Annotated in this window: 16 protein-coding genes; 11 read left to right on the top strand and 5 right to left on the bottom strand. The window is 66.1% G+C overall.

Going from position 1 to position 20,861, the window contains the following annotated elements; all coding sequences use genetic code 11:
- Nucleotides 1–33: 33 nt before the first annotated feature.
- Both JQX08_RS14855 and JQX08_RS14850 read left to right on the top strand, forming a co-directional pair.
- On the top strand, nt 34–648 hold the full coding sequence (locus JQX08_RS14855; RefSeq protein ID WP_205349176.1) for an NAD(P)H-dependent oxidoreductase: 615 nt from the start codon (nt 34–36) through the stop codon (nt 646–648).
- A 124-nt stretch (nt 649–772) separates the two neighbouring features.
- Nucleotides 773–1,816, top strand: a complete 1,044-nt coding sequence (locus JQX08_RS14850) for an alpha/beta hydrolase family protein (RefSeq protein ID WP_205349175.1) — start codon at nt 773–775, stop codon at nt 1,814–1,816.
- On the opposite strand, the gene JQX08_RS14845 is transcribed toward JQX08_RS14850, so the two are convergent.
- From JQX08_RS14845 to JQX08_RS14835, 3 genes are all read right to left on the bottom strand, one after another.
- Nucleotides 1,748–2,947: an MFS transporter gene (locus JQX08_RS14845; RefSeq protein ID WP_205349174.1), complete on the bottom strand. Its 1,200-nt coding sequence runs from the start codon at nt 2,945–2,947 to the stop codon at nt 1,748–1,750. The genes JQX08_RS14850 and JQX08_RS14845 overlap by 69 nt on opposite strands.
- A gap of 145 nt (nt 2,948–3,092) precedes the next feature.
- Nucleotides 3,093–4,676: an ABC-F family ATPase gene (locus JQX08_RS14840; RefSeq protein WP_205349173.1), complete on the bottom strand. Its 1,584-nt coding sequence runs from the start codon at nt 4,674–4,676 to the stop codon at nt 3,093–3,095.
- Between the two features lie 662 nt (nt 4,677–5,338).
- Nucleotides 5,339–6,010, bottom strand: coding sequence for a DUF3313 domain-containing protein (locus JQX08_RS14835; protein WP_205349172.1), 672 nt, complete (start codon nt 6,008–6,010; stop codon nt 5,339–5,341).
- A 648-nt stretch (nt 6,011–6,658) separates the two neighbouring features.
- On the opposite strand from JQX08_RS14835, the gene JQX08_RS14830 reads away from it, so the two are divergent.
- From JQX08_RS14830 to JQX08_RS14810, 5 genes are all read left to right on the top strand, one after another.
- Nucleotides 6,659–8,557: a sigma-54-dependent Fis family transcriptional regulator gene (locus tag JQX08_RS14830; protein ID WP_430472537.1), complete on the top strand. Its 1,899-nt coding sequence runs from the start codon at nt 6,659–6,661 to the stop codon at nt 8,555–8,557.
- A 22-nt stretch (nt 8,558–8,579) separates the two neighbouring features.
- Nucleotides 8,580–10,313 (top strand): ABC transporter ATP-binding protein, encoded by a 1,734-nt coding sequence (locus tag JQX08_RS14825; protein ID WP_205349171.1) that lies wholly within the window; start codon nt 8,580–8,582, stop codon nt 10,311–10,313.
- Nucleotides 10,303–10,983, top strand: coding sequence for a subtilisin-like serine protease QhpE (gene qhpE, locus JQX08_RS14820; RefSeq protein ID WP_205349170.1), 681 nt, complete (start codon nt 10,303–10,305; stop codon nt 10,981–10,983). The genes JQX08_RS14825 and qhpE overlap by 11 nt, the downstream gene beginning before the upstream one ends.
- On the top strand, nt 10,976–12,280 hold the full coding sequence (qhpG, locus tag JQX08_RS14815) for a flavin-dependent monooxygenase QhpG (RefSeq protein WP_205349169.1): 1,305 nt from the start codon (nt 10,976–10,978) through the stop codon (nt 12,278–12,280). The genes qhpE and qhpG overlap by 8 nt, the downstream gene beginning before the upstream one ends.
- A gap of 108 nt (nt 12,281–12,388) precedes the next feature.
- On the top strand, nt 12,389–12,802 hold the full coding sequence (locus JQX08_RS14810) for a group II truncated hemoglobin (RefSeq protein ID WP_205349168.1): 414 nt from the start codon (nt 12,389–12,391) through the stop codon (nt 12,800–12,802).
- Between the two features lie 48 nt (nt 12,803–12,850).
- Here the strand turns inward: JQX08_RS14810 and JQX08_RS14805 are convergent, their stop codons facing one another.
- Both JQX08_RS14805 and JQX08_RS14800 read right to left on the bottom strand, forming a co-directional pair.
- On the bottom strand, nt 12,851–14,167 hold the full coding sequence (locus tag JQX08_RS14805; protein WP_430472540.1) for an alginate export family protein: 1,317 nt from the start codon (nt 14,165–14,167) through the stop codon (nt 12,851–12,853).
- A gap of 99 nt (nt 14,168–14,266) precedes the next feature.
- Nucleotides 14,267–15,760, bottom strand: a complete 1,494-nt coding sequence (locus tag JQX08_RS14800; RefSeq protein ID WP_205349167.1) for an aldehyde dehydrogenase family protein — start codon at nt 15,758–15,760, stop codon at nt 14,267–14,269.
- 397 nt (nt 15,761–16,157) lie between these two features.
- Here JQX08_RS14800 and peaA point away from each other — a divergent pair, with 397 nt between their 5' ends.
- The 4 genes from peaA (at nt 16,158) to peaD (ending at nt 20,745) form a co-directional block, all read left to right on the top strand.
- A complete protein-coding gene (gene peaA, locus JQX08_RS14795; protein WP_205349166.1) occupies nt 16,158–17,729 on the top strand; it encodes a quinohemoprotein amine dehydrogenase subunit alpha in 1,572 nt (523 codons plus the stop codon).
- A 72-nt stretch (nt 17,730–17,801) separates the two neighbouring features.
- Complete coding sequence (gene peaB / locus JQX08_RS14790; protein WP_205349165.1) at nt 17,802–19,232, top strand: quinohemoprotein amine dehydrogenase maturation protein; 1,431 nt, start codon at nt 17,802–17,804, stop codon at nt 19,230–19,232.
- A gap of 1 nt (nt 19,233) precedes the next feature.
- Complete coding sequence (gene qhpC, locus JQX08_RS14785) at nt 19,234–19,557, top strand: quinohemoprotein amine dehydrogenase subunit gamma (protein ID WP_205349164.1); 324 nt, start codon at nt 19,234–19,236, stop codon at nt 19,555–19,557.
- A 30-nt stretch (nt 19,558–19,587) separates the two neighbouring features.
- The gene (gene peaD, locus JQX08_RS14780; RefSeq protein ID WP_239482189.1) at nt 19,588–20,745 is read left to right on the top strand and encodes a quinohemoprotein amine dehydrogenase subunit beta; all 1,158 of its coding nucleotides are present in this window, start codon (nt 19,588–19,590) and stop codon (nt 20,743–20,745) included.
- The last annotated feature ends 116 nt before the right edge of the window (nt 20,746–20,861 follow it).

Here is a 20,861-nt window from a genome sequence, read left to right as displayed (position 1 = left end):
CAACCGGCGATTCGAGAATTAGGAGCCTTGCCCATGAAACTTCTGCACATCGATTCCAGCATCCTCGGCGATTCGTCCGTGTCCCGCCAACTGAGCGCCGCCGTGGTTGCCGCCTGGCAGGCCGCCGAGCCGGGTGTCGAGATCAGCTACCGTGACCTGGCCGCCGACGAGCTCGGCCACCTGTCCGCCCTCAGCCTGGCGGCTGGCGGCACCCCGGCGGAGCTGCGCGATGCGCTGCAGAAAGCCGAAGCGGAGCGCTCGGAGCAGGCCCTCAATGAGTTCCTCGCCGCCGATGCGTTGGTGATCGGCGCGCCGATGTACAACTTCGCGCTGCCCAGCCAACTGAAAGCGTGGATCGACCGCATCACCGTCGCCGGCAAGACCTTCCGTTACACCGAGCAGGGGCCGGAAGGCATCGCTGGCGACAAGCGGGTGATCATCGTCTCGACGGCCGGCGGCCAGCACGCTGGCCAACCGACCGCTGCGGCGCACGAGGACTACCTGAAATTCGTCCTCGGCTTCGTCGGTATCCACGACGTGCAGGTGGTGCACGCTCACGGTTTGGCCATGGGCGACGCGGTGCGGGCTCCGGCCATCGAGCAGGCTCAGGCGCGTATCGAAGAGCTGTTCGAGGCAGCGCTGGCCTGACCCCGGCGCGTCCAAACGGGCGCAGTGGCTCACCTTATGCAATACCTAACGGGACTGCCCCAGCCGGGCCAGTCCCGTGTTCATTTGCGGAACACGGCAGTGCGCGACCAAGAAGGTGAGCACCATGTTTGCGCGGGGTTGGCTGCTGCTGATCTGTGGATTGGGTTTTGCCGGGTCGCTGCTGGCCGCGCCAAGCGTTGGCTTTCGCCAGCTACAGCTGGTCGACCCGCTCGATCAGCGCCCGCTCAGTGCGATCGCCTTCTATCCCTCATCGTCTCCGGAAGGGCGCAGTCGCATCGGCCCCTACCGACTGGAGGCGGTGCAGGACACGAAGGCCGCCAAGGGGCGCTATCCGCTGCTGGTACTTTCCCACGGCAATGGCGGCAGCCCGCTGGCGCACCACGATCTGGCGATCTATCTGGCCCGCCAAGGCTTCGTAGTCGTAGCGCCGTGGCACCTCGGCGACGACGACCAGGGCCACAGCCGCCGGGGCACGGTGAGCAACCTGTATGGCCGGCCGATGCAGGCGGCCGAAGCGATCAAGGCGGTAGTCGATGATCGTCTGCTGGGCCCCGTGCTGGACGATCAACACATCGGCCTGATCGGTTACTCCGCCGGCGGCGAGACGGCGTTGATCCTGGCCGGGGCCAAGCCGAGTCCGCAGCGCCTGCAGCGCTACTGCGCCCAGCACCGCGACGATCAGGACGCGTGCGGCGCGGCGGATGGCTTGCGGGTGGATCGCGACGACCTGGTGCCGCGCGCCGACCCGCGCGTCGGCGCCGTGTTGTTGCTGGCGCCCGCTGGACTGCTGTTCGGGCCTGAGGAGTTGGTCGGCGTCCGCGTGCCGGTGCTGCTCTATGTCGGCGCGGACGACCAGTTGGTGCCGCGCAAGCACAATGCCGATGCGCTGGCGCAGCACCTGGCGCAGACCGTGGCGTACCGCCTGCTCGACGGTGCCGGGCACTTCGTGTTCATGGCGCCGTGCTCGCCGGAGCAGGCCGCGTTGATGGCGGAGATCTGTCAGGACGCAGCCGGGGTCGACCGTACCGCCGTGCATCGGCGTCTGAACGCCGAGGCCGCGCGATTCTTCCGTGAGGCGCTAGGCGTCGACGCTTCCGCGCTTGTTGAGGGCCAGGGCGACCGCGAGCAGCATGCCGAGCGCCGATAGCGCCGCCGACACCAGGAAGATCGACGGGTAGCCGTAGCGACCGGCGACCATGCCCATCAGCGGCCCGGCAATGCCCAGTGCCAGATCGAAGTACACCGCATAGGCGCCGAGTCCCGCGCTGCGGCTGCTAGCGGGAATGCGCCCGATCACTTCGATGCCCAGCGCCGGGTAGACCAGCGACAACCCGAAGCCGGCCAAGCCGGCACCGACCAGGGCGAGCACTGGCGACGGCGTCCACCACAGCAACAGCAGGCCGAGCGCCTCGATGGCCAGGCAGGCGATAGCCACCGAGAAGCCGCCGAGGCGGTTGATGCTGTTGATGAACAGCAGCCGCGCGACGATGAAGGCGATGCCGAAGGCGGTCAGGCAGTAGGCCGCGCCATCCCAGCCGCGGCTGGCGTAATAGAGGGTGATGAAGGTGGTCAGCGTGCCGTAGCCGATCGAGCCGAGCGCCAGGCCCATGCCGTACGGGCTGACCTGCCAGAGCACGGCGAGGAACGGCAGACGCTCGCCGGGAATCACCGGTACCGCCGGTTTCGGCCACAGCAGCACGAGCGCCAGGCCGGCGAGCAGCGACAGCGAGGCGCCGATGGTCCACACGCCGAGGTCGGCGGTCATCAGCACGCCCAGCGGCGCGCCGATACCGATCGCGGCATAGGCGGCGATGCCGTTCCAGGAAATCACCCGCGCGGTGTACTCCGCGCCGAGCTTGCCGATACCCCAGCTGATCGCGCTGATGCCGACGATACTCAGCGCCGCGCCGAGCAGCACGCGGCCGCCGAGCAGGATCAACAGGCTGGCCATTGGCAGTTGGCTGATGGAGGTCGCCAGCAGGGTGATCAGGCCACTGATGCCAATACCGCTCAGGCCGTAGAGCATGCCCCGCTTGGGTCCGTAGGTATCGACCAGGCGCCCGGCCATCGGGCGGCCGACCAGCGTGGCGAAGTACTGCAAGCCGATGGCCAGGCCGGCCACGGTGCTGCTGAAGCCGAGCTGCTGGTGCACGAAGCCGGGCAGCACCGCCAAGGGGATGCCGGAGCACAGGTAGCCGACGAACGAGAAGAACACAATGGCCAGGATCTGCAGGGTGATCGCCATCGACGAAGGGGGGGTGGAGCTGGAACTGGACATCGTGAGCGGTACGCGAGCCGGGGGACTGGCTCAATCATCGCCGCTGCGCGAAATAAAAGAAAGCTAGCTAACGATAAGCTCGGCACTTATTCATCGCCCTGATATCGCCGTGCGCCGCACAGCGATATCAGGGCGAATGGGGCGATCAGACGATGCCTTGGCTGCGCAGGTAGTCGTCGTAGGTACCGCTGAAGTCGACCACGCCGCTGGCCGACAGCTCGATGATGCGAGTGGCCAGGGAGCCGACGAACTCGCGGTCGTGGCTGACGAAGATCAGCGTGCCCGGGTAGTTTTCCAGCGCCAGGTTGAGCGCCTCGATGGATTCCATGTCGAGGTGGTTGGTCGGTTCGTCCATCACCAGCACGTTGGGCTTCTGCAGGATCAGCTTGCCGAACAGCATGCGGCCCTGCTCACCACCGGAGATGACCTTGACCGACTTGAGGATCTCGTCGTTGGAGAACAGCATGCGGCCAAGGGTGCCACGGATGGTCTGCTCGCCCTGGGTCCACTGGCCCATCCAGTCGAACAGGCTGACGTCGTCTTCGAAGTCGTGGGCATGGTCCTGGGCGTAGTAGCCGACTTCCGCGCTCTCGGTCCACTTCACCGCGCCGGCGTCCGGGGTCATTTCGCCGACCAGGGTGCGCAGCAGGGTGGTCTTGCCGATGCCGTTGGGGCCGATGATGGCCACGCGCTCGCCGGCTTCGACGGTGAAGCTGAAGTTCTTGAACAGCACCTTGTCATCGAAGGCCTTGGACACCTTCTCGAGGGTCACGGCCTGGCGATGCAGCTTCTTGGTTTGTTCGAATCGAATGAACGGGCTGACGCGGCTGGATGGCTTGACCTCGGCCAGCTGGATCTTGTCGATCTGCTTGGCGCGGCTGGTGGCCTGCTTAGCCTTGGAGGCGTTGGCCGAGAAGCGGCTGACGAAGGTCTGCAGCTCGGCGATCTGCGCCTTCTTCTTGGCGTTGTCCGACAGCAGCTGCTCGCGCGACTGGGTGGCAGCGGTCATGTACTCGTCGTAGTTGCCCGGGAACAGGCGCAGCTCGCCGTAGTCCAGGTCGGCCATGTGGGTGCAGACCGAGTTCAGGAAGTGCCGATCGTGGGAAATGATGATCATGGTGCTATTACGCGCCGTGAGGATGTTTTCCAGCCAGCGGATGGTGTTGATATCCAGGTGGTTGGTCGGCTCGTCGAGCAGCAGCACTTCGGGATCGGAGAACAGCGCCTGGGCCAGCAGCACGCGCAGCTTCCAGCCCGGCGCGACTTCGCTCATCGGGCCGAAATGCTGTTCGAGCGGAATACCCAGGCCGAGCAGCAGCTCGCCGGCGCGCGATTCGGCGGTGTAGCCGTCCATCTCGGCAAACTCGCCTTCGAGTTCACCCACCTTCATACCGTCTTCTTCGCTCATTTCCGCCAGCGAGTAGATACGGTCGCGCTCGGCCTTGACCTTCCACAGCTCCTCGTGGCCCATGATCACGGTGTCGATCACGTTGAATTCTTCGTAGGCGAACTGATCCTGGCGCAGCTTACCGAGGCGCACGTTCGGCTCAAGCATCACCTGGCCGCCGCTCGGCTCGAGATCGCCACCGAGGATTTTCATGAAGGTCGACTTGCCGCAACCGTTGGCGCCGATCAGGCCGTAGCGGTTGCCGTTGCCGAACTTGACCGAGACATTCTCGAACAGCGGCTTGGCGCCGAATTGCATGGTGATATTAGCGGTGGAAATCAAAGGTCTTACCTATCAATAACGGGCGACTGGCTGGGGCGGTTGAGACCGATTCGCGACCAATACTCAGCGCGTCCAGCTCACTCCGGTCAGGGCGTGAGCTGATCCAGCGGGCAAAATTGGACAGCAACATCTATGCACTAGGGCCTAGCTGCTGAGAGATAGAGGCGGGGTTCATACCGGAATTTGGCGCGCATTGTCGCATAGCTGCGCCGCCAGTTGTACGCGGGCCTCAGTAGGGCGTGCCAATTCTCCGCCGGAGATCGGCGGTGCGTATTGATAGCGGTCAATGTTCGTCACGGCGGCGCGCAGCGTCTGGCGGGTTCGCTCAAGAGCGATATGCGAGGCCAGCTGCGTAGATACACAAAAAAAGGCAAGCCGCCGGCCTTTGCCAGCGGCTTGCCCTAGATGCCAGCTGGCATCAGAGGAGCATCAGGGGGTGACGATGTTGAACCAGAAGTTTCCAGATGCTGGCCGTTGGCGTGCTGCCGCCGTAGGTCAAGCGTTGAACGATCAATTTCATCACAAGCGCCTTCTTGCTTGATGCGTCGCGCCATTCCACGCAACTGTCAGCGGTTTGGAAGCGAACTTATTCAAAGTGCCAACGAGCTCAGTAGCGCTATAACCGCTGGCCACATCGCGATCGAGCGCCACCGAGCGCTGGACTACTGGGCTTTCAATGCCTGGAACGACGTGACCATGTCTTGCGCCCAGCCATCCAGCACGGCACGGGCGTCCTGGGGCTTCATGACCTGCGAGGAATTGTCCAGCTCAGCGCCGGCGCCTTTGCGCACGACTTGGGCGACGACCTCGTTGCTACCTCCATCCAGGAAGGCGGCCTCGGTGGCGAGGCTGGTGTCCTGATCACGGATGCCCGTGGCGGCACTGACGCCCGCTGCTACCAAGGCGATGGGAATCACTTCGTAGGGTTGCAGCCCCTTGGTCTCGGCGCTGACGGCAGTGATTGCGGGGCGTACTACCAGCACGTCTTGGCCGGGACCGGTCGCCAGCGGCAGGGCCTTGGCAAACTGGGTCTGCAGCACTTGATCGTAGTAAGTCGTGATGCCTTGCAGTGTGCTCGTCGGAATCTTCTCGGTCGCCTGCGGCTGCGGATAAAGCTGGCTGGGCTCGATGTACACACTGGTGAAGCGGCTGACGTCCACGCCAGGCTTGATCCAGCGCATAACCGGCGCTCCGGTGGGCGATTTCTCTTCTTGCAGCGCCTTGTAGTTCTGCAGAAACCCGGAGAACTCCTCAGGCTCGATGTATTTGCTCGAGCAGCCAGTGAGCGCGAGGGATGTCAGGCATAGCGCTATCGCCATCGACTTCAATTGCATCGTGTTACTCCTTCTGACGGTGCTGCCGTGTGGTTTGTGGAGCAGGACTTGCCGCGCCCGGCGGTTGCGGCGCCTGGATCAGCAGTGAATGGGGACGGCACGTCGCTTGCCGATGATTCGGCGTCCGCTGGTGCTGGCCTGGTGGTATGCAGCGGAGTGAAGCCGACCGGCCGCTCAACGGTGCGCCGCCAGCAGTGGCCACGCTATTCCGCATCTGATGGAGATGCTCAACAGATGGGCGAGGGCAGACAGGTTGAGGGGTAGGGTGTGGCGGTCGAGCGCTCAGCGCGTGGAACTGTTCCCGGTGACTACTTCTGAGCATGCAACTCTCCAGGCAGCTTCCTTGCGATTGAACCTTGGGGTGAGCCTAGACCAGCCTTCTTGAGCGTGCCGCCGGGCGGGAGGCTTCCCCAACAGAAGTGCTGCGATCCGCCCATAACGCGGCAGAGCACGCTGCCCTTTACGTTAACGTAAGCCTATGCGACTCTCGGTTGGCCGCTACTGCGCTGATTTTTGCCCACTCGCGCCGTTCGGCTTGCCGTGGAGCGCCCTTTACGGCACGTGGTGGTGGGTGTAGACATTCAGGACACGTGATTGCCACCGACACTCGGACTGCACTGCGGACCGATAGCCCCGCCGGAGCGACTGATGGCCCAGATAACAACAACCGCGAACGATCCCCTGCAGGAAGCGCGACAAGTCCGCGAGAAGCTGATCAGCGACGGCCAGCTGCCCCAGGGCGTGTTGCGCGAGGAGATTGACGCCTCGTGGCGACGCAGCATTGGCCACGGGCTGAGCTGCATCGATCAGGAGGCCGTGGGTTGGCAGCAGAGCAATGACCTCGAAGTGCTGCTGGCCAACAACCGCCTGCTGATCGACGCCGCGACGCCGGAACTCGAGTACTTGGTCAGCCAGCAGGGCAAGGGCGGCCTGATCATCCTCGGCAATGCCGACGCCACGGTGCTCGCCGTCGAAGGCCAGACCGAATACCTGAAAACCTTCGGCCTGCTCGACCTGCAGCCCGGTGCCTGCTGGAGCGAATCGCTGCGCGGCACCAATGCGCTGGGCACCGCGCTGGTCGAAGCACGGCCGACGCTGATCAATCGCGGCGAGCACTACCTTGATCGCCTCAGCCGCTTCTCCTGCACCTCGGTGCCGATCAAGGACCCGCAAGGCCGGGTGATCGGTGTGCTCGACTTGACCCGCGACGGCCAGATGGCGCAGCCGCAGGACAGCCTGGCGACCCTGGTGCTGGCCGCCAGCAATATCGAAAGCCGGCTGTTCGGCGCTTTCTATCCCGAGCAGATCGTGCTGGCCTTCCACAACCGTCAGCAATACCTCGGTTCGGCCTGGCACGGCCTGTTGGCGTTGAGCCTGGACGGCGAAGTGCTGGCCGCCAACGAACAGGCCTGCGGCCTGCTGCACCTGAGTCGCGAGGCGCTGGTCGGCCGCCGCAGCGCCGACCTGCTGGGCAGCGGCAGCGTGCAGTTCATGGCGCGCCTGCTGCAGGGCGGGGTGAGCAGCCAGCAGACCGCCAAGGGCGAATTCTTCTTCAAGGCGCTGCAGATTCCGCGTTGCGCCAATCTGTCCGGCGCGGTGGCCGTGGCCCGTGCGCCGGTGCCGAAGCAGCAGAGCCTGGAGCAACTGGCCGGGCCCGACACGCGCCTGGCGCGCTCGCTGCGCATGGCCCAGCAAGGCCTGGCCGGGCACCTGCCGGTGCTGCTGCTGGGCGAGACCGGCACCGGCAAGGAAGTGGTGGCGCGCGCCCTGCACCAGGCCAGCGCGCGGGCCGACAAACCGTTCGTGGCGGTCAACTGCGCGGCGATTCCCGAGGGGCTGATCGAGTCGGAACTGTTCGGCTACCGCGACGGCGCCTTCACCGGCTCGCGCAAGGGCGGGGTGGTCGGCCGACTGATGCAGGCCCATGGCGGCACGCTGTTCCTCGATGAAATCGGCGACATGCCACTGAGCATGCAGGCGCGCCTGTTGCGCGTGCTGCAGGAACGCAAGGTGGCGCCACTCGGGGCCGGCGAGGAGCAGGACATCGATATCGCGGTGATCTGCGCCACCCACCGTGACCTCAAGCGCCTGGTGCAGGACAAGAGCTTCCGCGAAGACCTCTACTACCGCATCAACGGCATCAACCTGCGCCTGCCGGCGCTGCGCGAGCGCGAAGACCTGGCGGGGATGATCACCAGCATGCTGCGCAAGCTGGCTGGCGAGCCGGTCAGCGTCGACAAGGAACTTGGCGACCTGCTCAGTCACTACGACTGGCCGGGCAACCTGCGGCAACTGGAAATGGTGCTGCGCGCCGCGCTGGCCATGCGCGAATCGGGCGAGACAGTGCTGAGCATCGAGCACCTCACCGATTCGCTGCTCGAGGAGCTGAGCAGCGGCCACCGCCAGTCGGGCAGCATTCGCGAGAGCGAGCTGGAGCTGATCCGCAATTCGCTGGCGCGCCACGAAGGCAACGTCTCCGCCGCCGCCGATTCGCTGGGCATCAGCCGCGCCACCTTGTACCGCAAGCTCAAGCAGCTGCGGGCCTGATGGGCGGTGGCGGCGAGGCGCAATGATTCGATTTCTGCTCAAGCTGGTCGAAAGCAACGACCCTGAACTGCTGCGCCGCGCGCTGTCCTGGCTGTACGGCTTCGTCCGTCCGCAGCGGCGGCCCATCCTCGCGCTGCTCGGCCTGTCGCTGTGCGCCTCGCTGCTGGTGCTGGCGCAGCCCTGGCTGACCAAGACGCTGATCGACGACGGCCTGCTCGCCAAGGACTTCCCGATGCTGGTCAAGGTCGCGGTAGCGATGATCCTGGTCGGCATCCTCGGCACATTGCTCGCCGGCCTCAACCGCTATCTGCACACGCGCCTGTCCGGGCGCATCCTGTTCGCCTTGCGCGACGACCTGTACCGCCACCTGCAGCAGCTGTCGCCGACCTTCTTCGGCCGCCGGCGCATCGGCGATCTGCTCTCGCGGCTGGACGGCGACGTCGCCGAGATCCAGCGTTTCGCCGTCGACTCCCTGTTCTCCGCGGTATCCAGCGTGATCGGTCTGCTCGGGGCGATCGGCCTGATGCTGATGCTGTCCTGGCAATTGTCGCTGCTGCTGGCGCTGCTGATCCCCATCGAAGTGGTGTGGCTGCGCTGGATGCGCCGCAAGGTCGAGCGCGATGTGCGACAACTGCGCGAGCGCTCGGCGGACGTGTCGTCGTTTCTCGTCGAGACGCTGCCGGCGATGAAGTTCATCCAGGCCGCCGGGCAGCAGCAGCGTGAGGCACGGCGCCTGGAAAACCTCGGCCAGGGTTACATGAGCCAGTTGCTGAAGCTGCAGGTCACCGAATTCTTCACCCATGCGGTGCCCGGCACGCTGACTTCGCTGTCGCGCGCCTGCGCCTTCCTCATCGGCGGCTACTGGGTGGTACAGGGCACTTGGCAGCTCGGTGCGCTGATCGCTTTTTCCACCTACCTGGGCATGGCGGTCGGCCCGGTGCAGAGCCTACTCGGCCTGTATGTCGCGCTGCAGCGCATGACCGTCAGCCTCGGCCGGGTCATGGAGCTGCAGCAGGAACCGGTGCAGGTCAGCCAGCCGGCGGCTCCGCGCGCGCTGCCGGAAGGACGCGGCGAGTTGCGTTTCGAGGACGTGCATTTCGCCCATGAGCAGCGCGCCGAGGCGGTCCTGCGCGGCGTCTCCGCGCTGATTCCGGCCGGGCGCAAGGTCGCCATCAGTGGCGCTTCCGGAGTCGGCAAATCGACGTTGATCGATCTGCTGCAACGCTTCTACGACCCCGAACAGGGCCGCGTGCTGCTCGATGGCGTCGATCTGCGCGAGCTGGACCTGTTCGCCCTGCGCCGGCGCATCGCCGTGGTCAGTCAGGACATCGTGCTGTTTCGTGGCAGCCTGGCCGACAACCTGGCCTACAGCGCCCCCGAGGCCAGTCGCGAGGCGCTGCTGCGTGTGGCGCAGCTGGCGCGCCTGGATGGTCTGATCGAGTCGCTGCCACAGGGGCTCGACAGCCAGCTTGGCGAGCGCGGTCAGCAGTTGTCCGGCGGCCAGAAGCAGCGCATCGCGATTGCCCGCGCGCTGCTGCAGGACCCGCTGATTCTGGTGCTCGACGAGGCCACGTCGCAGGTCGACGAGGCCACCGAGCGCGAGATGATCCTTGCCATCGACCAGCTGTTCGCCGAACGCACGCGCATCCTGATCAGCCACCGACCCTCGACGCTGGCGCAAGCCGAGCTGAGTTTCCGCCTCGAGGCGGGGCAGCTGCGCCAGTTGGACAGTGAAGCGATGAACCATGGCCACTGAGTTGCGCGTCGGCATCGTCGACAGCGGCTACGCGCCACGGCAGGCCGCCTGGGTGCACAGCGCACGGCGCTTCCGCCTGGACGGCGAGGCGTTGGTCGAAGAAGAGGCGCAGGCCGATGCGCTCGGCCACGGCACGGCGGTGCTCGATACCCTGGCCGGCGCGGCGCCGCGTGCGCCGTTCTGCGTCGCCCAGGTATTCGCCGAACGCTGGCAGACCAGCCCGTTGCAGATCGCTGCGGCGGTGCATTGGCTGATCGAGCAGCGTGTGGCGTTGATCAACCTCAGCCTTGGCGTGCGCAGCGACCGGCCGGTGCTGCGCGATGCCTGTGCGGCGGCGCGCGACGCCGGCATCCTGCTCTGCGCGTCGAGCCCAGCCCAGGGCGAGCCGGTGTTTCCCGCCAGCTACCCCGAGGTGCTGCGCATCACCGGCGATGCGCGCTGCGCGCCCGGGCAATGGTCGTGGCTGAACAGCGCGCAGGCCGACTTCGGCGCGCCGGTCGCCGCGGTGCAGGGCGTGGTCGGTGCGAGCATCGCCTGTGCAGCGCTCAGCGCGCTGATTGTCGACTTCCTGCAGCGCGAGCCCGGCGCCGACCTCGCCGTGGTGCAGGCCTGGCTGCGCGCCGGTGCGGCCTTTGTCGGACCGGAACGGCGAGGGCCGGCACATGCCTAAACCGCGCATCCTCGTGCTGGGCGCCGGACCGGCCGGCGCGGCGGTGGCCCTCGGGCTGCGCCGCCTGGGCTACGAAGTTTGCGTGGTCAGCGAGTGGCGGCGTTTCGCGGCGCTGGAGGGCGTTTCGCAGCGAGTCCTTGATGGCTTGCGCCATGCCGGGCTGACGCGCGCGCTGGCGAGTGCCGCCGCGCCATCGCCGCGCCGCGTCGACTGGAACGGCGCAAGCCAGGTGCTCAATCAGGAATTCCTCCTCGATCGCCCGCGCTTCGACGCGGCGCTGCGCGACGACCTGCGCGCGGCGGGCGTCGAGCTGATCGAGGCGCGGGTGCGGCAGATCGACTCCGGCGCCGACGGCCATCGGGTTGCCCTCGAATCGGGGGCGACGCTGACCGCGGATTTCCTGGTCGAGGCGCGCGGCCGGCAGGCGCCGCTGGCCGGCGGTCGGCGCCGTGGCCCGGAAACCCTGAGCCTGCTCAATCGCTGGCAGCAGGCGCCGGGGCCCGCGGCATCGGCGGTGGAGAGCCTGGTCGATGGCTGGGCGTGGATGGCGCGCCTGGCCGACGGCCGCTGCTACTGGCAGCTGACCCTGGATGCGGCCAACGCCGAGTTGCCGGGCAAGGAGCAGTTGGCCGCCTATTGCGCGCAGCGGCGTAGCCAGTCGGCGCTGGTGCAGGAGCTTTTCGGCGCGGCGGCGCTGCAAGCGAGCGAACTGCATGCACGCAGCAGCACGGCGATTCTCTTTCATGAGGCCAGCGGGACGAACTGGCTGCGCGTCGGTGACGCGGCGATGGCGGTCGACCCGTTGTCCGGTAACGGGATTTTCCAGTCGTTGTCTTCAGCGCTGCAGGCGCCGGCGGTGATCAACACCTTGCTGCGCCATCCCGAGCGCGGCGAGTTGGCCCGCCACTTTCATCAGCAGCGGGTGGAGCAGCTGTTCCTGCGCTTCGCCCGCACCGGTCGGGATTTCTACGCCCTCGAACAGCGCTGGAACGAGCAGCCGTTCTGGCGCGAGCGCCGGCACTGGCCGGACAGCGCGCCGATGCACGCCGCTGCCGACTTCAGTCAGGTGCACGTGGTACGCGCGCCGGTGATCTGTGGCGATGCGATCGACGAGGCCGAGGTGGTGGTCACCGCCGATCAGCCGCTGGGCATCTGGCATGTGCAGGGCGTCGCGGTGGCGCCGCTGGTGCGCGCCCTGCAGGGTGGGGCCGGGCTGGACCGCGCACTGCGCGACCTGCCGCCCGCGCAGCAGGCCATGCTGCGCGCCTGGCTGGTTAGCCAGGGCTACCGCGAGTAGGCGCGAATTCATTCGCGATCGGCCACGCTCAGGATCGCGAATGAATTCGCTCCTACAGGCACGCCGCGCCGCGACGCTACAATCGCGCTTTAGCTTGAGAGGCCCCCTATGACATTCGGTGTTGGTGACGCGTCCTACCAGGCGGCGGGTGGCATCGACGGCATCCGCCGGCTGGTCGATGACTTCTACCGGATCATGGACAGCAGCAGCGCGGCGGCCAGCGTTCGTCGCCTGCACCCGGAGAGCCTGGAACAGTCGCGCGACAAACTGGCCTGCTTTCTCAGCGGCTGGCTCGGCGGGCCGCGGCTGTTCAGCGAGAAGTACGGCTCGATCGCCATTCCGTCCTTCCACGCGCAATGGCCGATCGACGAGACCCACAGCACCGCCTGGCTGGACTGCATGGCGCAGGCCATCGCGCTGCAGGGCTATGCCCCGGCGTTCGCCGCGTACCTGTTGCAGCAGCTGAGCGTGCCGGCGCAGCGCATCGTGCAGGCCAGTCGCAACCGCCACGGCAGTGCCTAAAACGCGCGCGGGAGCCCGAAGGCTCCCGCTGCGTGACGCCGCTTGGCCCTAGAAGAAGGTCGCCACCGTCAGCTGTAGGTAGCTGTTGAGGTCGTCGCCGCCGAGTTGCACACCGCCCTCGTCGGCGCTGCTTTCCGGCTTGTAGAAGCCCACCAGCGGGCTGACCACCAGATGGTCGTTGACCGCCCATTCGACATACAGGTCCAGCTCGCGGCCGCTGAGATCGCCGAGGTCGCGGTCGAGGGTGTCGAAGTCGAAGAACAGCGCGCCTATGGTGACGTTCTCGCGCGGAGTGGCCTTCAGGCCGACGTGCTGTACCGCGGTGTTGCTGTTGAACGGGCCGGCATAGTTGGCCGCCACTTCGCCCTGGTACCAGGTGCCATAGCCACGGCTGAAGCCGTAGAACAGCGGGTCGAAGGCCTCCGAGAAGCGGCTGTAGCGGTAGGTCGCGGTGGGGCTCCAGGCCACGTCGGCGAAGGTCCACGAGCCTTCCAGGAACCAGGCGTCCTCGCGCCCGCTGTCGCGGTCCTGGGTGGCGTACTCGAAGGCCAGGTTGAGGTTCTCGACGCCCAGGCCGCCGGTGCCGCGTACGCTGACCGTGTCCATGTCCTTGCGCTCGAGTTGCGCTTCGCTGGCGAAGCGTTCGTTGACGTCGAGGGTGCGAATCCAGTCGACGCCGAGGGTGCCGATGTCCGCCACGTGCTCGACGGTGAGTGCCGCCAGCTCGGTTTCCGCTTGCGCGCGGTTGTCCGACTGCAGCCACAGCAGGTCGCCGCGCCAGCCCTTGGCGCCGCCGAGGCGCAGCACCCCAGTCTGGTCGAAGGCCTTGCGGGCGGCCAGGTAGTAGGCGCCGCCGCGGTCGAAGTCGTCGCCGAGATCGGCATCGCCGAAGTTCACCGAGTCACCGTTGAGCAGGAAACCGTCGCCGATCTTCAGCACCTGGCGGCCGCCCGAGATGTCCACGCCGTCCTCGCCAAGCGCCGGGAACAGGTCGCCGGAGCGCCAGCCGAGGTAGGCGCCTTCCACCGCGGTGCGGCGTTCGCTGCCGAGGGTGAAGCCGGCGGCGTCTCCGTCGCCCCAGGTACCGGAGCTGACCAGGTTGAAGGCGCCGTACAGGCTGCCGGCGCCGGCCAGCGCCTGGCTGCCGCTCAGGCCGTATTTGATGTAGCCCTCGCGCCAAGCGACGCTGCCGGGGCTGCGGGTGCCGGCGATGGCGTAGCTCTCGTCGCTGTGCATGATGCCGAATACCGCCTCGAGGTCGGCGTTGAGCACGCTGCCGTCCTGGTTGTACAGCTCATAGGCGGAGCTGCTCAGGCTGGCGAGGGCGCAGCCGGTGGCCAGCGCCAGGGCGAGGGGTGTGCGCAGCGGCGCGGGGGTGCGGTGGGTCGTGGGCATTGCGTTGCTCCTGTCATTATTGTTCTGGAGGGTGCAGCGGGGCGGGCGCAGGCGCGCCCGCCGGCAAGGTCACAGGCGAATAAGCACGGATTTCAGCTCGGTGTAATGCTCGATGGCGGCCGCGCCCATTTCACGGCCGACCCCGGACAGCTTGTAACCACCGAACGGCAGCGCCGGGTCCAGTGCGCTGTGGCAGTTGACCCATACCGAGCCGGACTTGATGCGCGGAATCATCTTGTGCACGGCGCCGAGGTCGTTGGACCAGATGCTCGCGCCGAGGCCGTAGGGGTTGTCGTTGGCCAGGCGCACCGCCTCGTCGAGGTCGTCGAACGGCATGGCGACCAGCACCGGGCCGAAGATTTCCTCCTGCACCAGACGGTGCTTCTGGTCGACGTCGACGATTACCGTCGGCTTGACGAAGTAACCGGGGCCGAAGCTCTCGCCGCCGCAGGCGATGGTCGCGCCAAGTTCGCGGCCGAGTTCGATGTAGCCGCTGACGCGCTCCTGCTGGCGCGCGGAAATCAGCGGGCCCATCGCCACGCTGGGGTCAAGGCCGTTGCCGAGCTTCATGCCGTTGGCGATGCCGGCGATGTCGGCGATCACGTTGTCGAAATGCTTGCGCTGCACGTACAGGCGCGAGCCGGCGCAGCACACCTGGCCCTGGTTGAAGAAGATCGCGTTGGCGGCGCCGGCGGCGGCCTGCTGCAGGTCGGCGTCGGCGAGCACCAAGGTCGGCGACTTGCCGCCCAGCTCGAGGGTCACGCGGGTCATGTTGTCCATCGCCGCCTTGCCGATCTGCTTGCCGACTTCGGTGGAGCCGGTGAAGGTCAGCTTGTCGACGCCCGGGTGGCGGGTCAGGGCGACGCCGGCATTCAGGCCGGTGCCGGTGATGACGTTGAACACCCCAGCCGGGTAGCCGGCCTCGAGGACCAGTTCGGCGAGCTTGAGGGCGGTCAGCGGGGTCTCGTCGGCGGGCTTGAGCACCACGGTGCAGCCGGTCGCCAGCGCCGGGCCGAGCTTCCAGCAGGCCAGCAGCAGCGGGAAGTTCCAGGCGACGATGGCACCGACCACACCGACCGCCTCGCGGCGGATGAAACCGTGGAACTGCTCGTCGGGCATCAGCGGCAACGACGGCGACACCGTGCAGCCTTCGATCTTGGTTGCCCAGCCGGCCATGTAGCGGAAGAAGTCGATGGCCAGCTGCACGTCCATGACCTGGGCCACGGCGGCGCTCTTGCCGTTGTTCAGGCATTCCAGCTCGGCGAGTTCCTGGGCGTCGCGTTCCATCAGGTCGGCGAGTTTCCACAGCAGGTTCTGCCGTTCGCGCGGGCGCAGGCGGCTCCACGGCGAATCGTCGAACGCCTGGCGCGCGGCCTGCACGGCGCGGTCGACATCTTCGGCACCGGCCGACGGTACGTCACCGAGCACCTCGCCGGTGGCGGGGTTGCGGAAACTCATGGTGTTGCCACTCGCGGCATCCTGCCATTGCTCGCCAATCAGCATCTGCCGTTTGCGGCTGAGGAAGGCGCGGGTTTGCGGGAGGATGGGCAGGTCAGCAAGCATGGACGTCGAGCCTCTGTTCATTGGAGTTGTTCGGCGCTGTCGCAACCCCCATGCCAAGGCGCTTTTTCAGCGGTAAACGACTGAAAGAACAGTGTTTTTTATCGACGCTGAGGCTTCGCCCATCAGCCGCGCTGTTGCAGTTTGAGACTTGCTGAGACGGCCCTGGAACAGTCGCAGGGTCTACCTTTATCTGGTGGCAGACGGGCCTTGTCTCAGGCTGGAACAGTCTGTCGCGAAATTAGACGCCGGGGCCGCCTGCCGGGCCCCCCGAAATCCCCCGATTTTCGCCCTAAGACGTTGTGGCGAAAGGGATTTTCAGCGCATGGCACACAAAGTGTATTTGCCGTCGCAGCTGCACCTTGCAAAACCATAAGAACAACACCGTGGAGGTCTGACCTTGAAGACGACTCGACTCCGGCATTTCCTGGGCACCAGCACCGTGGCCCTGGCCATGGGCATGCTGTTGCAGCCCCAGGCGCACGCCGCCCAGGATGGGCCCGCCATCCTCAACTCCAAATGCATGGGTTGCCACATCCCCGAAGGCAACAACTCGTTCAGCCGCATCAGCCACCAGCGCAAGACGCCGGAAGGCTGGCTGATGAGCATTGCGCGCATGCAAGTGATGCACGGCCTGCAGATCAGCGACGACGACCGTCGCACGCTGGTCAAGTACCTGGCCGACAAGCAGGGCCTGGCGCCGAGCGAGACCGAAGGCGTGCGCTACGCCATGGAGCGCCGCCTGAACACGGTGGAGAAGTTCGACGACAAGCTCAGCCAGATGTGCGGGCGTTGCCACTCCGGTGCGCGGGTCGCGTTGCAGCGCCGCCCGGCCAAAGAATGGGAACACCTGGTCAACTTCCACCTCGGCCAGTGGCCGTCCCTCGAGTACCAGGCGCAGTCGCGCGACCGCGACTGGCTGGATCTCGCCCTCAAGGAAATGGTCCCCGACCTCGCCAAGCGCTTCCCGCTGGACAACGCGGCCTGGACCGACTGGCAGAAGGCCAAGCCGAACGCCGCCGCGCTGCCAGGCCAGTGGAGCTTCAGCGGCCACATGCTCACCAAGGGCGACGTGCGCGGGGTGATGACGGTCAGCGCCGAGCCGGGCGATACCTTCAAGGTCAGCGTCAAAGGCCAGTACGCCGACGGCACGCCGTTCGACGGCAGCGGCTCGGCGATCCTCTACAACGGCTACGAATGGCGCGGCAACGTCAAGGTCGGTGAACTGAACCTGCGTCAGGTGTTCAGCGTGCTGAATGGCGAGATGCAAGGGCGCATGTTCGAGGCCGAGCACGACGAGCGCGGCCTGGACTTCAGCGCCGCCAAGGCCGGCACCGCCAAATTGCTGGCCGTGCAGCCGAGCCACCTGAAGGCCGGCAGCGAAGCCGAGCTGACCCTGGTCGGCAGTGGCCTGGCCGGCAAGCCGGCGTTCGGTGCCGGCGTCGAGGTGCTGCAGGTGCTGGAGCAGACTCCGGAGCGCGTGCGGGTCAAGGTCAAGGCCGCCGCCGATGCCGCCAACGGTCCGCGTGCGGTGAGCCTGGGCGACCTGAAAGGCGTCGAACTGGCGGTCTACCGAACCGTCAGTGAAGTCAAAGTGGTGCCGGAATTCTCCATCGCCCGCATCGGCGAGAACGGCGGCTCCACGCCCAAGGTGCAGGGCCGCTTCGAGGCCGAGGCCTGGGGCAAGGGTGCCGATGGCCAGGCCTACCGGATCGGCTACCTGCCGGCGAAGTGGTCGGTCGAGCCGTTCGACGAGCGCGCCAAGGAGGACGAGGACGTCAAGTTCGCCGGGCAGATGCAGGCTGACGGCATCTTCGTACCGGCCGGCGCCGGGCCGAATCCGGAACGCAAGATGGGCACCAACAACGCCGGCAACCTCAAGGTCATCGCCCAGCTCGAAGAGGGCGGTCAGACCGGTGAAGGTCACCTGATCGTCACCGTGCAACGCTGGAACAACCCGCCGCTGCCATAGCCGCATGGGCACGGGCGGCGCTGCGCCGCCCAGATGGGCAACGACGATTGGGCACAATTCCGGGAGGACGCCATGGGCGCTATCTTGAATCTGGTCGAACGCAACCTGCATGAAGTGCAGGTCGACGCCGACCGTCTGCTGTTCCACATCCCGAGCAGTTCGCTGTTCGCCTCCGATGAACTCACCGGCGGCATCATCGACGCCCTGCGCCAGCAGGGTTGCTCCTCGGAGGATCTGGTGCAGCGGCTGGCCGGGCGGTTCGCCGGCAATGAAGTGAATGAAACCCTGCGCGAGCTGATCGCGCTGGAGCTGGTCAGCGACGGTTCGCCGCTGACTCCGGAGATCGCCGTCAAGCGCGTCGAGCGCACGGCGCTGAACACCGTGGTGTTGAACGTCAACACCGGCTGCAACCTGAGCTGCACCTACTGCTACAAGGAAGACCTGGCCAAACCCTCGGCCGGCAAGAAGATGGGCGCGGAAACCGCCGAGGCTTCGGTGGAAATGCTGCTCAAGGAGTCGCCGGACGAGGAGCGCTACACCGTGGTGTTCTTCGGTGGCGAGCCGCTCTCCAACCGTCCGCTGATCGAGCACATGGTCGACTACTGCGAGCGGCGCTTCGCCGAGGCCGGCAAGTTCGTCGAGTTCGTGATGACCACCAACGCCACGCTGCTCACCGAGGAAATCGTCGATTACCTCAACGCGCATCGCTTCGGTCTGTCGGTGAGCATCGACGGACCGAAGACCGTGCACGATCGCAATCGCATCACCGTGGGCGGGCAGGGCACCTACGACGTGGTCCGGCGCAAGGCGATGATGCTGCTGGAGCGCTACAACAGCCGTCCGGTCGGCGCGCGGGTCACCCTGACCACTGGGATCACCGACGTCGAGACGATCTGGGATCACCTGTTCAACGAGCTGGGCTTCGCCGAAGTCGGCTTCGCCCCGGTCACCTCGGGTGACATCAGCAGCTTCAACCTGACCGGCGAGGAGCTGGTGCAGGTGTTCGCCAACATGAAGGCGCTCGGCCGGCGGTACCTGGAAGCGGCGCTGGAGCACCGCAATATAGGCTTCTCCAACCTGCATCAGCTGATCACCGACATCCACGAGGGGCACAAGAAAGCCCTGCCGTGCGGCGCCGGGCTGAAGATGCTGGCGGTCGATCACGAGGGTGAATTGAACCTCTGCCACCGCTTCACCGGCTCGTCGTTGCCGACCTTCGGCAACGTGCACAGCGGGGTGAAGCAGGTCGAGCTCAACGACTTCCTCTCGCAGCGTCTGGATCGCAGCAACACCGGCTGCGAGAGCTGCCGGATTCGCAACCTGTGCTCTGGCGGCTGCTACCACGAGAGCTACGCCCGCTACGGCGATCCCACTCACCCGACCTATCACTACTGCGAGCTGATGCGCGACTGGGTGGACTTCGGCATCGAGGTCTACAGCCGGATCTTGTCGGCCAATCCGGCCTTCATCAGCAGCTACATCACTCCGCGGAAGGCGCACTGATATGAAACATCTGAAGCCGCTCAACAACAAAGCACAAATGCTCGATAAAGCCGCAGCCGAAGATCGCGTCGAAGAAGTTCTGGCCATGAGTGCCGTGGCCGGTTGCACCGCGACCACCGACCCGGGTTGGGAAGTGGATGCCTTCGGTGGCATCGCCTCGCTGTGCCAGCCGATGGAGGCCGACCTGTACGGCTGCTCCGACCCATGCTGGTGGCCCGCCCAGGTGCCCGACATGATGAGCACCTACCCCGACTGGAACGCCCAGGCGCAGAACTCCCAGGACGACTGGCGCAACCTCGGCACCGTGTTCCCGAAAGACAAATAACCCGGCGACGAGAATAAAAGGGGTATCGCTATGAAGCTTCAGTTCACCGGCAGTCTCGCTGCCACCAGCATCGGTCTGGCCATCCTTGGCGCCGCCACCGCGATCGGCCTGGCGCTGGGCGCGCCGAGCGCGGTCGCCGCGGAAGCCGGCCCGGCGCTCAAGAGCGGTCACGAGTACCTGATCGCCACCAACTATCCGAACAACCTGCACGTGGTCGATCTGGCCACCGACAGCCTGTACAAGACCTGCAAGCTGCCCGACGCCTTCGGTCCCGGCACCGCGATGATGGCGCCGGACCGCAAGACCGCGTTCCTGCTCAACAACCACTTCGGCGACCTGTACGGCGTCGACCTGGACGACTGCAAGACGGTGTTCCACGCCAAGTTGTCGGTCAATCCAGGCGAGAAGGCGCGCTCGATGTTCTCCTTCGCCCTCAGCCCGGACGGCAAGGAGCTGTACACCACGGTCAATCCCACGCAGATGCTCAACGACCACTACGTGGTGCAACAGCCGCGCCTGGTGGTCTACGACACCAGCGCCGGACTCGACGCCAAACCGGTGCGCAGCTACCCGGTGCCGCGCCAGCTGTACCTGATGCGCACCGGCGACGACGGCACCCTGTATATCGCTGGCCCGGACATCTACAAGATGGATGTGAAGACCGGCAAGTACGAGGTCGCGGTGCAGGGCCGCAACTGGAAGCGGCCGCTCTACAGCGCGCCGGACGTGCTGTATTTCTGGCCGCACCAGACGCCGTTCCACGAGTTCTCGATGCTCTACACCACGGCCAAGTTCAAGGATGAGAAGCAGGACCTGGCCACTGCCGATTACATCTACGGCTACGTGAGCATCGACCTGAAGACCGGCAAGAGCACGGTGCAGGATTTCGCCCCGCTGACCGAGCTGTACTTCACCGGCCTGCGCTCGCCGAAGGACCCCAACCAGATGTTCGGCGTGCTCAACCGCCTAGCCAAGTACGACATCAAGGAACAGAAGCTGCTCAAGGCGGCCAATCTGGATCACTCCTACTACTGCATCGCCTTCAACACCGAGGGCAGCAAGCTGTACCTGGCCGGTACTTTCAACGACATCGCGGTGTTCGATCCGGACAGCCTGGAGAAGGTGAAGAACATCAAGCTGCCAGGCGGCGACATGGCGATCACCACCACCCAGGTGTTCATCCGCTAGGGCCGCGCAACCGACGTCTCCATGCTTTAGGGGCGACCCGTTCGCCCCTTTTTTTGCCGTCTGGCACGCCGCGGACGGCGGCAATAAGCAATCCGCCACTACGACCAATTGGTCAT

Source organism: Zestomonas insulae, from assembly GCF_016901015.1.
In the GTDB taxonomy this organism is placed as follows: Bacteria; Pseudomonadota; Gammaproteobacteria; order Pseudomonadales; family Pseudomonadaceae; genus Aquipseudomonas; species Aquipseudomonas insulae.
This window is presented reverse-complemented; position numbering and strand designations above follow the sequence as displayed.